The sequence below is a fragment of the Parapedobacter sp. SGR-10 genome, assembly GCF_011030405.1.
Lineage (GTDB): Bacteria > Bacteroidota > Bacteroidia > Sphingobacteriales > Sphingobacteriaceae > Sphingobacterium.
The window spans coordinates 18439-32743 of record NZ_JAAJTJ010000003.1; the positions used below are offsets into that span (position 1 = coordinate 18439).

The 14305-nt window shown below is 45.5% G+C and carries 9 protein-coding genes; all 9 read left to right on the top strand.

The genetic code is table 11. The features are described 5' to 3' along the window. Window positions 1-41: 41 nt before the first annotated feature. The 9 genes from G5B00_RS04215 to G5B00_RS04255 all read left to right on the top strand — a co-directional run bounded on the left by G5B00_RS04215 (window position 42) and on the right by G5B00_RS04255 (window position 14206). Window positions 42-1598 (top strand): fibrobacter succinogenes major paralogous domain-containing protein, encoded by a 1557-nt coding sequence (locus G5B00_RS04215; protein WP_163872012.1) that lies wholly within the window; start codon window positions 42-44, stop codon window positions 1596-1598. Between the two features lie 550 nt (window positions 1599-2148). After that, window positions 2149-4740, top strand: coding sequence for a glycoside hydrolase family 2 protein (locus tag G5B00_RS04220; RefSeq protein WP_163872013.1), 2592 nt, complete (start codon window positions 2149-2151; stop codon window positions 4738-4740). 11 nt (window positions 4741-4751) lie between these two features. Next, complete coding sequence (locus G5B00_RS04225; protein WP_163872014.1) at window positions 4752-6194, top strand: sulfatase-like hydrolase/transferase; 1443 nt, start codon at window positions 4752-4754, stop codon at window positions 6192-6194. Continuing rightward, window positions 6194-7633: an SGNH/GDSL hydrolase family protein gene (locus G5B00_RS04230; protein ID WP_205966296.1), complete on the top strand. Its 1440-nt coding sequence runs from the start codon at window positions 6194-6196 to the stop codon at window positions 7631-7633. Before G5B00_RS04225 ends, G5B00_RS04230 begins: the two co-directional genes overlap by 1 nt. A gap of 58 nt (window positions 7634-7691) precedes the next feature. Next, complete coding sequence (locus G5B00_RS04235; RefSeq protein ID WP_163872015.1) at window positions 7692-9440, top strand: right-handed parallel beta-helix repeat-containing protein; 1749 nt, start codon at window positions 7692-7694, stop codon at window positions 9438-9440. Window positions 9441-9487: 47 nt separating this feature from the next. Further along, window positions 9488-9841 (top strand): hypothetical protein, encoded by a 354-nt coding sequence (locus G5B00_RS04240; RefSeq protein WP_163872016.1) that lies wholly within the window; start codon window positions 9488-9490, stop codon window positions 9839-9841. A 43-nt stretch (window positions 9842-9884) separates the two neighbouring features. Further along, window positions 9885-10526 carry a hypothetical protein gene (locus G5B00_RS04245; protein WP_163872017.1) on the top strand — a complete coding sequence of 214 codons (642 nt, stop codon included), beginning with the start codon at window positions 9885-9887 and terminating at the stop codon, window positions 10524-10526. Window positions 10527-10613: 87 nt separating this feature from the next. Next, window positions 10614-12218 (top strand): sulfatase, encoded by a 1605-nt coding sequence (locus tag G5B00_RS04250; RefSeq protein WP_240894382.1) that lies wholly within the window; start codon window positions 10614-10616, stop codon window positions 12216-12218. 44 nt (window positions 12219-12262) lie between these two features. Further along, window positions 12263-14206 carry a glycoside hydrolase family 97 protein gene (locus G5B00_RS04255; protein ID WP_163872018.1) on the top strand — a complete coding sequence of 648 codons (1944 nt, stop codon included), beginning with the start codon at window positions 12263-12265 and terminating at the stop codon, window positions 14204-14206. Window positions 14207-14305: the final 99 nt, after the last annotated feature.

The following is a 14305-nucleotide window of genomic DNA, read 5'->3' on the forward strand; positions in this document are numbered from 1 at the left end:
GATTATAAACAAACAAGAAAACCTGTTTAATGATGTTAAATATGAAATGGACGAAACAAAAAGGACTTCTGCTCACCATTATTGGAGTAGGCTTACTCTTAGGAGCGTGTAAAGACGAACTTCAACCTACAGTCACAAAAGATGTGTTGGATGCCAATATTAGTTTTAAGATCAAACCCGAAGCAGGGACGGAATTTATTCTGAACTTATATCATACACAGGATGAAAACGAACCGTTCTACCAACGTGATCCCGATATGGTTCTCAAGAGAACACTGAGTACAAGCGATGTCGAAAATGGCTTTACTTTACCCATCGAAGAGTTGGACAGAAATGGTTTTGCGTATGTCACGGCCTTTGTCGATGTAGATGGGGACGGCGTGTTGAGTGAAGGAGATATCGCTACGGGTTACTTTGAGCAGACACTGAGGAAGGTGATGCGCGGCACAGCGAAAGCCAGTAATGTCGCCCATCGCGAGTTTCTGACCATAGAGATGGCCGAACTGTACACAACTCTGGTGTCTTTTGAGGCCGATTTTTCCTTTACGATTGCACCGGCCGAAGACACGAAGCTGTTGCTCCATCTTTACTATGCCGACCAGGAAGAACCCAACTTCTTTGAGCGTGCGCCTGATGACGTCCGGGAGGTTGTACTGACTGCAGATGAGATACGCGATGGAGCAAAGATATCGCTCAATGATATGCAGGATAATCCCTATGTCTACGCGATGGCTTATCTGGATATCAATGGCAATGGTAATCTGGATCATGCTGATGTAGCTGCCGTCTATCCGGGGAAATCTCTGATGGATATCATCTCGGGAACAGAAACAGCTGCCAGTATCGCAGGCGAAGAGAGTGTAGAGATGGATATGAAAGATTGGTTTATCCAGGAAGACGGTGTACTGAGGGATATAGACGGTAATGTGTATCAGACTGTCATGATCGGCACGACGGAATGGATGGCAGAAAACCTCAAGACAACGCGTTTTAGAAATGGTGATGCTTTGGTTACGGGGCTTTCTAATACCGATTGGGCTGCTACATTTACGAATGGCCGTGTGCGTGCCTATGCGGTATATCCCTATACAGAATCCGGTGGTACGGTATCGTCGGAAGCCGAGATGATCGCCAGATACGGATTACTGTACAACGGCTATGCGGTAGAGGATACACGTGGCCTGTGCCCTGTGGGGTGGCGCGTGGCTTCAGACGATGATTTTAAGGCACTTGAAGAAGCCGCCGGAATGCCGGATGACCTATTGGATGCAACCAGTTGGAGAGGGACTCCTACACTTAGCCCGAATGTTGGCCTTAAGTTGCGTAGTACAGAAGGTTGGCCTCTTGTGGGTACGGATGATCTGGATTTTAAAGCACTGCCTGCCGGTGTTAGGGCAGAGACAGGGGTTTACGGTAATTTCATTAATGCCGGTAACAACGGTAGTCTCGCCAGGGCTGCTTTCTGGACATCTACAAATGGAAATGAATCGGGCACCTTGGGATATAGAAGATTGATTGAAAGCTCCCGCCCACATTCTGTACTTAGAGGTACTGTTGCAAAACGGGAAGGATATTGTGTGCGATGCGTGAGGGAATAGCTAAGTGTACGCAATGACAAAAAAAAGACCGTTTTCTGAATGTTTAGAAAGCGGTCTTTTATTTCCCTCATACAGACTTATCATAGTTTTGCAACAATATAGTTGATTGTTGTCGCAAGACCTTTTTATAAGGATATTTTGTCGTAAAACGACTTATAGTCTCCCCTCTTATATTAAAATACTCTCTGAATAACACCACCAGCAAACTTTTTCAAAAAAAATTGGTATTTCGATTTTGTTCAATTATATTTGTTATATATAATTATAGACCATACCAGACCAGACTATTTAAGCATGGTTGTTGGTGGAGGGAAATTTTAAATCTAGTAACATGGATAAAAATCATATGTTTTTTGGAAAATAAACTCATCATGCGTGACCAACCTATGGGGTGCTAAACGGACAGTGGACATTTTCTTGTACCGGTAGTGTAAGGTGCGCCGAAGTATGTTAGGATACGGATAGAATAAACCAGAACCAGCTATTGCAGTCCAATAGATCACTGCTATACGAGATTATAAATTTAAAAATAGAAAGATAAACGATAAAAATGAGCCGATTTGTAAAGTATGCCTTCTTAAAATGGAGTTTTTTAATATTAAGCAGTTGCTTGTCCATGATAGCAGCACGGGCGCAGCAGTCTACAGCGGGAGAAGAACGCCTGTCACTCAATGGACGTTGGGCATTTAAAACCATTAGTACATTGGAAGAAGCTCCTGCATATGCCCGTCCCGACACCGTTTGGCAGAAAAGTGACTCTTTGCTTGTTCCCGGCAATTGGGATACCGAATCAGCTTATGCCCAATATAAAGGTCTGGGGATGTATCGCCGGAGTATTCATGTACCTGCCGCATGGAAAGATGATATTGTACGTCTGCATTTTGAGGCGGTCTATGAGACAGCCCATGTATATGTAAACGGACGGTATGTGGGCATGCACAGAGGTGGGTACACACCATTTGAGTTTCGTGTAGAAGATCTGTTAAAAATCGGTGAAAACAACATGATCGCGGTGGTGGCCGACAATAGATACAGGAGAGGAGCTTGGTGGCCATGGGGAGGGATCAGCAGAAATGTTTCCCTAAAACGAAATAAGGCTGTCCGGGTAAACCAGCTTCTCGTCACGCCTGAAGTTGATTTGCAGACAAAGAAAGGGGAGGTCGCGATAGCCTACCGTTTGGAAAATAATGCGTTGCACGAAAATGGGGTGGAAGTCTCCGTACAACTATTTGCAGATGACCAATATACATCCGTACTCGCGGATACCAGTTATTCTGTAACTATTCCCGACGAACAAACCACTTCACAGAAAATCACCTTTCGGTTGTCCGATGCCGTGAAACTGTGGCATATCGATTATCCCAATCTGTATGGCTGTGAAATCACCCTTAGCAAAAACGGTCAGAAAATACATCAGAAACGTAGCACCTTTGGTTTTCGCAAGGTCGAAATCAATGGACAACAGCTGTTGCTGAACGGAGAGCCGGTAAAGCTTGCCGGTTTTAACCGGGTGCACGATCACCGTGCCGTGGGAAACACCGAACCGCTGTGGCTCATTAAAAAAGACTTGGACCACATGAAAAGTCTGGGATGCAACATGACACGGATGATGCACGCGCCGCTTTCTTCGGAACTATTGGCGTATGCAGATAAAATAGGTATGCTGATCATTGGCGAAATCCCGGTTTGGGGCATCGAAGATCCGCAGTCATTTGAGAACAATCCGCTGACGCGCCATTGGTTGCAGGAAATGATCGAACGTGACTACAACCATCCTTCGGTGATCGGTTGGAGCATGGGCAACGAATTGGCGGCAGACAAAGACGACCGGAAACAATTGGCCATGAGCCGTGAACAGTCCCAATATGTGATCTCGATGATGCGGTATGTGCGGGAAGAGCTGGACAGCACGCGTTTGGTCACTTACGTTTCGTTTACCTCTTTCAGAGACAACGACCCCAAAACAGAACCCGCCCACCATGCCGACATGCTCTGTTTCAACAGTTATGGCGATTTTGTGGAGACCGCTGAAAAGATCCATCAGCGCTGGCCTGATAAGTTGATTCTGGTGACAGAATTTGGGCAGGATCAGGTAGGCCACCACCCCGATGATACGCTAGATGCACGTCTTGCAGACAGACTGCGACGTGCGGCGTCATTGCCGTATGTCGCGGGAGCTTCACTCTGGACCTACAATGATTATCGGAGTGATTACAAAGGCACACCCTTGGGCGGTGATCGTACCTGGGGTGTAGTGGATGTATGGCGTACCCCAAAACGGGCCGCACGGCAGATCCGTGATGCATTTGCACCGATAGCCGGTTTGGATGCCGATTGGAATGTCCGTCAAAATAAAGTCGTAGTGACCATCGACCCTAGGGCAAGCAATGCATTGCCGACTCATGTGTTGTATGATTACAAATTGCAATTGGAGACGTATGACAAAAACGGACAGCACTATGGAAAGGATGCCATTGTATTGGAAACGATCCGTCCCGGGGACAACCGTGTCCAACATACTTTTACCCCGGCAAAAAAGGGAAAGAATATATCGTCTGTCAAGGTGAGTTTGCTCAACCCTACAGGTCATCACGTTTATGAACGCTTTGTTTATAGCGATGTTCCGACCCAACCGGAGATAACGCAACTCTTGATCTCTGATACCGCGGCAAGATTTTATTTCAAACCTGTATTGCCCGAAAATGAGATCGTTTTGATTCTGCCCGGAGGGGATACGGTCAAGACCATAGCCTCCTCTATAGATATTTCCAAAAAGCAATTGTCCGGAAATGGAAAAGTGCAGCTATATGTTGCCAACCATAAGGGACAAAGCAAACCCTTGTCCCATGAACTGCAATTTGCAGGTGCGGCACTACCTCCGGTCATTCGAAAGGCTATGCAGGTCACGGATGGGCTCGTGGTAGGATATGAAGTAAAACGTCATGACGGCCGTTATCGTATCCAGTATCGTCGTGCAGGAACCCCCGAAAATGTACGTGAATTTGAGACAGAATTGGAAGGTTCTGCGAAAATAAACCTTTTAGATCCGGAGGGATATGAGGTGAGGATCAGGGAAGAAAGCGAAGGTATGGAAAGCCAATGGTCGCCTTGGCAGAAGGTGGAATCCAAAGAGAGCGTATAAAATAGACAACAATGAATGCGATACTTTTAAAGAGCACAATAGGCTTAGTTGTCATGATGGTTGCCTTTACAGGCTATGGACAAAAAAGCAGCAACACTAAAAGCCCCAATATCATTGTTATCCTGACGGATGACATGGGAAACAATGACGTGGGATTTAACGGATGTCAGGATATCCCGACGCCCAATATAGATCGTATCGCGGATGAAGGTGTGAAGTTTCCACAAGGCTATGTCACCTTTGCGGTCTGTGGGCCGAGCCGTGCAGGATTGATTACCGGACGTTATCAGAGTAGGTTTGGTTTTGATCGTACACCTGTTTTTGCACCAAGCGATCCCGAAATGGGACTACCCAAAACCGAACAGACCATGGCAGAAATGCTGAAAACAGCCGGGTACCGTACGATGCTATCTGGCAAATGGCACGTCGGAGCACATGCCGAAGTACATCACCCAAACAAACGTGGATTTGATGAATTTTTTGGTTTTCTCGCCGGAGGACATCGTTATTTTCCGCAGGATTGGACTTTTCAGTCCGAATATGACGCAGAGGGTAACGAAGAGCATGGCTATCGAACCAAGTTGCAACGCAATGGACAAGTGATTGAAAATGAAACGGAATACCTTACGGATGCTTTTTCCCGTGAAGCGGTAAATTTCGTCAAGGATAACAAGGATCAGCCATTTTTCCTTTATCTGGCATACAATGCGCCACATACGCCTTTGCAGGCGACAGAGAAATATCTGGACCGCTTCAAGCACATCGCAGACGAGAAACGACGCATCTATGCCGCTATGGTCAGTGCGGTGGATGACGGTGTGGGACGTTTATTGGATCAATTGGATGCTTTGGGGATTGCCGAAAACACCATGGTTTTCTTCCTGTCAGACAATGGCGGACCAAAAAACGCCAATGCCTCCGACAACGGTATATTGCGTGGAGGTAAATCCACATGGTACGAAGGTGGCATCCGTGTACCCTTTGCCATGCGTTGGCCGGCAAAGATAAAACCTAATCAAGTATATTATGCACCTGTCATTTCCCTGGATATCTTTTCTACCGTGGCGGCAAATTTGGGACGCCCCGTAAAAGTCAAAAACAAGCTGGATGGTATAGACCTGGTTCCTGTGGTGACCCGCCCGGAAAAAACGGCACCCGACAGAACGCTTTTTTGGCGGATGTATGACAGGGACTTGTATGTGGCCCGTAACGGCAATGGAGCGTTCAAAGTACTGACAAAACCAAATGGGAACGAACTCTATAACCTGGATGATGATGTTTCGGAAAAAAACAATCTACTGAAAAGCGGTAAGAATAGAGAAGCGTATGACGCTTTGGTAAAAGAACTGGAAGCCTGGAAAAAAGAGATGGCAAAAGAACCCGCATTTTTAGGCTTGGCAGAGCTTAAAGAATATTGGGAGATTCAACGACAAAAGAAACAAAACAACAAATAATGATGAAGAAGACACGATATTATATTGCAGTTTTATGGTCTGGACTTGTCCTGCTTGTTGTGTCAATGGGGCATGCACAGGACAGCAGTGATCTTGATAAGATAGCTGCTTCCCAGGGAGGAAGCTCCCCGTTATTGTTTACCGTGCCAAATGATAACGTACAGCCTGTTGTACCGGGCAGTTTCTCGCACAGTAACGAATGTACGGTGAGATCGGGCATCCCCAACTTGCTCCATAAAGCCAAAAATGGAAAAGAGATCACCGTAGCCTTTATCGGTGGTAGCATTACGCAGAGCAGGGACAGCTATCGGATGCAGACCGCTCGGTATATGCAAAACCGGTTTCCAAAAGCCGCGTTCAAATGGGTGAATGCCGGTGTGTCCGGTACGGGTACGGATTTGGGCGCATTTCGTATCCGTGAGCAGGTACTTCGGCATCAGCCCGATTTGATCTTTATTGAGTTTGCCGTCAATGGGGCTTATCAGCCCGGCATGGAAGGCATGGTTCGCCAGATCATCAAAGCCAATCCCTATACAGATATTTGCCTGATCTATACGATTCAGAACGGTCAGACGGCATATTACCAACGCGGCGAAGTGCCCCCTAATATTCAAGGTTTGGAACGTATTGCCCAACATTATAATCTGCCGACGATCCATTTGGGAATGGAGCCGGCCGCACTGGAAGCACAGGACAAACTTGTTTGGAAAGGTACCCTGCAGCAGGCCGGAGACCGTATATTATTTTCGAGAGACGGCATCCATCCGGCCAGGGCCGGTGGCGATCTATATGCTGCCGCAATTGCACGGGCGATGGAGAAAATGGATAAATTGGCTACCCCGACAGCCCATGCGCTTCCTGCTCCGCTGATGACGGCCGCTTGGGAAGAAGCCGGGATGTATGATCCGCGGGAAATCGCGGTGTTTGATCCAGACTGGACAGCAGTTGTCACGAAGCAATCGGCACTCAAGCAGTTTCAAGGGTGGTTTGACACGATCATGACCGCGGAAAAGCCGGGAGCGTCCTTCACTTTTTTCTTTGAAGGCGATCAGTTTGGTTTCTTTGACATTGGCGGTCCGGAAGCCGGACAACTCTCTGTGTGGATCAATGACCAGCCGGTAGGTGTGAAAATGATTACCGAACGGGGGTATCGGTTGCGTGAAGTCAGTGGATTGGATGGCGATACTGTACTAAATCGGTTCAATAGTTATTGCAACAACCGATACCGCGGGCAGTATGATGTCATCCAGTTGCAACCCGGAAAGCATAAAGTAACATTGAAGATATCTCCTGCAAAAGCGGATAAACACGAGATATTAGGGCCTACTAAGTTGAAAGACATTACCGCAAACCCCGAGAAATACGATCGCACAGCTATCTACTTAGGTAGGATTTTGCTTCGGGGGAAGCCGGTAAAAGGAGGAACTGAAGGTATGTAACAATATGGAATAAACAAAAGGTTGAATAAGAAAAGAATCTAGAGATAATAGAAAACAGATGAAAAAGAAATTTTTAGGCATGTTTGCGGTAGCCTTATTAGCTACAAACTTGGAGGTGCAGGCTGGAGAAATCTCCGGGTTTACTGCAGAGAATTCGGTCTTTGTCAAAGACTTTGGCGCTATTCCGGATGATGGACAGAATGATACCAATCCTATCAAAAAGGCTATACAACACGCTAATGCTGATAATAAACCATATGTAGTATTCGAAAAAGGCGTGTACAATTTACAGGGAGGGGAATGGACGCAGCCAACTATCACCATTGATGGTGTAAAAAATATCAAACTCATAGGGCAGATAGCACATGATGGGCAGCCGGCTACTATTTTGGAAGTAAACGCCAAGCTGGCAAATAACGATGATCTCAAATTCAGCCGTCATTTAGATTGGAAAAACAGTGAGAATATCGGTATAGAAAACATCATCTTTGATCTGAAACCCCGATTTTCCACATCTGGCAAGATCATCGCCATAGACCCTTCACAAAAACGTGTAGAAGTAGAGATTTTTGAGGGTATGTCCCACTTTGAAGGTATGAAATGTTTTTCGGCCAATGCCTGGGATTTGAAGACAAAGAAATTGAAGCACATGGATGCTTTGACCATCAACATGAAAGCCCCCTATTTTGAAAACTTATGGCATCGCGTAGACAGGCCCGGCAAGGTGGTGTACGCCATCAAGAACATGCCCTTTTTGGATAAAATTGAAGTTGGGGACGGTATCTCATGGCATTATGCGGCGCACAGCTCCTCAGGCTATGGCGTATACTTCTATAATTGTAAGAATATTGACCTGAATAACGTCCACATGTACAATGCGATTACCGTAGCTTTTAGAATCAATGATTCAAAGAATGTGACCATCCGCAACATGCAGATCAAACCGGAGGGCAATTCATTGGCGGCAGGACCCCGCGATGGTATTTATATATCAAACAGTAGAGGTCAGTTGCTGGTAAACAATTTGTATATCAAAGGTGTGCGTTGGGATCCATTGGTAAGTCGCGTCAATTTTATCAAAATAAAGGAACTCGTAGACGAAAAGACAATGGTAACTTCGTATACCGCAGCCGCACATGCGGAGACCATTTTGCAGGCAGGGGACAATGTGTACTTTTGGTGTGGCGATAAGCCGATGAGACGACAAATCAAATCGGTGGAGGTGCTTCAAAACAAAAAGGAAAAGAATCACCGTGTTATATTTATGGAAGCTCTACCAAAAGAAGCTGTTGTGGGCACTTACATTACTCCCCCCCAATGGGAAAGTGCCGTGATTAAAAACTCCGTATTTGAGGATAATTTTGGTACTGGTCTGATATATGAAAGTGAAAATCTATTATTGGAGAATAACGTGTTTCGAAATAACGCATACCATGCTGTTGGATTCGGAACGACTAGTATAAATACAGGAGCATTTGTGGATAATATCGTGATCAGGAACAACCACTTTATCTCCAACGGATGGATCAACAAATACACGAGTATGTATGGGAATGAATACGGAGGTATATATGGAGGAGCCATCACGACGCTTGAACAACATCCCCATTTTACCAAGGAGCCGTATAACATGAACATTCTGATCGAGAACAATACCTTCGAAGACATGAGTTTCAACGAGGAAATGGGTGCAATAGGGCTCAAAAATGCCCAAAACGTGACAATAAGGAACAATACCTATAAAAATGTAAAGAACAAGGTGCTCGTAGAAAAAGAATCGACAAAAAACATAGTGATCAAAGACTGAAAAATAGAAAATACAAACAAATAATAGATACTTTAAAATTAAATGTTATGAAAACGATTAAAATGAAAAAAACAGTATTAACAGTAGTCGTAGCCGTGTTGTGTTCAATTGGTTTAGCGGTACAGGCCCAGGAAAAAACATTTGCAGACCGATGGGCGGCCAAGATGACAAAACAGTATACCGAGGAGTTAGGGTTGACAGAGGAGCAAGCAGTGAAAGCACATGAAATCATACTGACTACGGCTAAAAAATCGGAGGAAATCAAGAAAGAAGGACCGGCGGATGACGCACAAAAGAAAGCTTTGTGGCGTGTCGGTCAAGATAGGATTAAGCAGCTGAACGAAATTTTGACTCCGGAGCAACAGCAGAAATTTAAGGAATTAAGGAGCAAGAAAAAATAGAAACGGAGTGATATCTTAGTATTGACAAATAAAAAAACAAGTGATGGACAACATAAAACAACTATTGACTTTCGTACTCGTATTGGGCAGTACGATGACACTGGTTGCCCAGGAGAAAACATATGCAGACAGATGGGCTGTTCAAGAGACAAAGCGTTATACTGAAAATTTAGGCTTGAGCGAGGAACAGGCTAAACAAGTGCATGAAATATTGCTGACCACGGCCAAAAAAGCAGAAGAAATCAAAGAAAAAGAGACCGGCGAGGCACAGAAGAAGGCTATATGGCGCAATACGGCTGATCGTAACAAACAATTACAGACTGTTTTAACTGCCGAACAACAACAGAAATTAAAGAAAATGCAAGGCGGAGGTGCCAAAGCTAACACAAACGCAGTCGCAGCCGACAAAAAGCAAGGGGCAAGCGCGGTAGATGATGCGTTTATCGAACGTTGGGTCAACGAACGTGTGGCATACTATACAACAAATTTGGGACTAAGCGGCAAGCAGGCACAGGCATTTCATGAAGTATTGCTGTCCACCTCAAAAAAAGCCGCGGAAATCAAGGAAAAAGAAACAGGAGATACACAGAAGAAAGCTTTGTGGCAAAATACCAAAGATCGCAAAGACAGCTTATTGAAAGTGCTGAACGACGATCAGAAGAAAAAATTTGAAGAGTTGAAATAGATATGGAATTACTGTGTAACTGTCCAAATTCAAGCACACGCGGCACGCGTGCCGCGTGTGCCCAGTGTGACGATATAAAAATATATAATGGATAAAATACGTTACATGATCTCATTCCTGTTGGGTTGCCTGCAACTGACAGGATTTAGTGTGTTTGCACAGCAACAGCCCAATCGTCCGAATATTGTATTTATATTGGCAGACGATCTGGGCTACCATGATCTCAGCTGTACAGGTAGTACCTATTATGAAACGCCTAATATCGATCGTATCGCACGAGAAGGAACAATATTTACTACCGGCTATTCCGCCAGTCAAGTCTGTAGTCCGTCCCGTGCGAGCCTATTTACGGGAAGATCTCCCGCGCGGCATGGCATTACCGATTATATCGGGGCAAGATACGGTACAGCCTGGCGGAAGCAGCAACGTTATAGCAAATTGCTACCGGCATCCTACGATACCGCACTGCATCACGCCTACACAACCTTGCCCGAAGCGTTGAAGGCCGGAGGTTACAAAACCTTTCTAGCCGGAAAATGGCATCTGGGCAATCAGGGATCTTGGCCGGAAGACCACGGCTTCGACGTTAATATCGGCGGCTGGGGGTATGGTAGCCCCGCAGGAGGATATTTTTCACCCTGGAAAAATCCGAAGCTGGAGAATAAAGAACCCGGCGAAAACCTAAGTATATGCTTAGCGAAAGAAACAGCAAAATTTATCCGGGAAAATAACCCCAATACTACCGGAACACCTTTCTTCACCTTTTTGTCTTTTTACGCCGTTCACGGCCCGATCCAAACGACAAGGGACAAATGGAAGAAATACCGCGACAAAGCCGAAAAAAGAGGTATTGCCGATAAAGGCTTTGAGATGGCAAAATACCTGCCGATGCGCCAAGTGCAGGACAATCCGGTCTATGCCGGTCTCGTAGAGACGATGGACGATGCGGTGGGTATTGTATTGCGAGCCTTAGAAGAAGCCGGGATTGCAGACAATACCATTGTCGTCTTTACCTCAGATAATGGAGGGGTATCCGCGGGAGATGCTTTTGCGACTGCTAACCTACCCTTACGAGGAGGCAAGGGCTATCAGTTTGAAGGTGGTATCCGTGTGCCTTATTTCATCAAAGTGCCGGGATTGGCAAACGGAAAGCAATTTGACACACCGGTTATCAATACAGATTTTTATCCGACATTGCTGGAGCTGTGCGGTTTGTCCTTAAAGCCAGAAGAACATAAAGATGGCAAAAGTCTGGCACCTATGCTACAAGGAAGCGAAATAGGACAACGTTCCCTTATCTGGCACTATCCGCATTATGGCAACCAAGGAGGGGAACCGTCTTCCATGATACGCAAAGGAGAGTGGAAACTGATCCATTATTATGAAGATGGTCGAAACGAACTTTATAATTTGCAAGCCGATCCGGGAGAGCAACAGGATATATCAGCTCGTTACCCCAATCAAGTGAAGAACCTTTGGAAAGAATTGCAGGCCTATTTGACACAGACAGGCGCACGCTATCCGATGTCCGATCCAGAATACGATGCCCAAAAAGAAAAACAATATTTACAGCAAATAAAAGATATAAAGATGCCGGAATTGGAAGCTCAACGACGACAATTCCTTTCTACAGATTTTGATCCAGGGGACAATTGGTGGGGAAGTGAACCGCCGACTTCGACCAAAAGATAAAATACAGGAAAAAGCAATCAGTAAAAAGTAAAAGAATGATCATCATGTCTCGATTATATAACCAAATCAATACTTTATTAAGCGTAGGGATTATTAGCCTGTTTTTTTATGCCTGTGGCATGAAGAAAAAAGACTTGTCGTTTGTTAGTCCCGATGCTACCGTTCGTGCGAAAATAACTCTTGACGGCACGGGACATTATGCTCTGCAAGCCTCCAAAAATGATTTCGTTTTTGTAGAAAAAGGAAAGCTGGGGTTGTCCGTTCAAGGACAAGACAGTCTTTTTACAATTCTTAAAGAAATAAAGGGGCCATTCAGTCAAAAAGAGGTCGTGGATGTAATGGGTATCAGCAGTGCCGTGGAACGACAGTGGAATGAATACGTCCTGGTATTTGATCGAGGCGAACAGCTGGAGGTACGGATGTTTGATGAAGGAATAGCCTATCGGTATAAGCTAGATAACGGGCATGCAACACATCACGTGTTGGGAGAAGGGTCGTCATGGACTATTCCGGCACAGACGAAAGTATGGTTCTTTGAACGAAACAACAATTGGAAACTGAAATCTTATGCAGGCGAATGGCTGTCTACCACCATAGAACAACTCCCCACGATTTCGAAAATGGGTAATGTACAGGGAAAGCCCCTGATTTTCGAATATGCAAATGGATCGTATGGCCTTTTGGCAGAAGCCGGATTGTTCAATTACAGCGGTATGCGCCTGGAAGCATTGCCGGAGAATACAATAAAAGCCAATTTTTTTGAGGGAGATAAAGGTTTTTCAATTCAGGGAGCTGTAATATCCCCCTGGCGTGTCGCTCTGGTAGCCGACGACCTCAACCAATTGGTCAATCAGCAAACGATCATCACGTCCTTAAACCCCGAACCCGATCCCGAATTATTCGCTGATAGAAGTTGGATCAAGCCTGGACGATCAGTTTGGAGTTGGTGGTCTAATTTTACGGGTACGCCCGAGCTACAAAAACAGATGGTAGACTACGCCAAGGAGCTTGGGTTTGAGCATAATCTTGTGGATGCAAATTGGGAAAAATGGCCCGATAAATGGAATGCCTTAGCAGACGTTTGTCGCTATGGAACAGAAAATGGCGTGATCACATGGGTATGGAAGCATTCCAAAGAATTGAACTTTCCCAAAGGGGATTATCAGGTGATGCAGACGTTTATGGATAGTTTGAAAGCCGTAGGTGTAGCGGGAATCAAAGTGGATTTTATGGATGGGGAAGAAAAAAGCTTGATCGATTTTGATGAAGCGGTGCTTCGTCATGCCGCAGCGCGGAAACTGATGGTAAATTTTCACGGTATACAGACCGCTACGGGGGAAATCAAAAGATACCCGAACGAACTCACCCGCGAGGGTATACGGGGATTGGAACTGAATACACACCCCGAAGGGCCTATAACAGCGTCCCATAATGCGGCGTTGCCGTTTACCCGGTTTGTATTGGGACATGGTGATTACACGCCATTGGCATTCACGGCAACCGGCGAAACCACCTGGGCACATCAGTTGGCAACACTGGTTTTGTTTACGTCGCCTATTCAAGTGATTGCTGAAAATCCGGAAATTCTATTAAGACACCCCGCGGTGAAGGATGCTTTGCCCCTGATTAAACAGATACCAACGGTATGGGATGAAACAGTTGTTTTACCGGGAAGCGAAATAGGAGAATTGGCGATTATGGCCCGACGAAAAGGCAACGATTGGTACATTGGGGTACTGAACGGAGGAGAAAAGAAGACAGTGGAAATCGATCTGGCACCTCTCGGTACTTCGGTTGGAAAAGCGGTTTTATACCGGGATGCTTCGGGCAATATACCTAATCCCATCGCCAGAGAATACAACGCCAAAGACAGGCATTATAGTGAAATAATTACACCCTTTGTAGCAGAGAACATACAGATATCCGGTAATAAATTGGTGGTAGATACGGAAAAGCACGGAGGGGCAGTATTGGTTATTGGTGATTAATGTAGGGGCGTATTGCATGCGCCCAAATCCAATATAGGAGCATCCGAAGGATGCCCGATGATGAGGTAAAGAGCAAGCCTGCCAATAGGCAGGGAACAA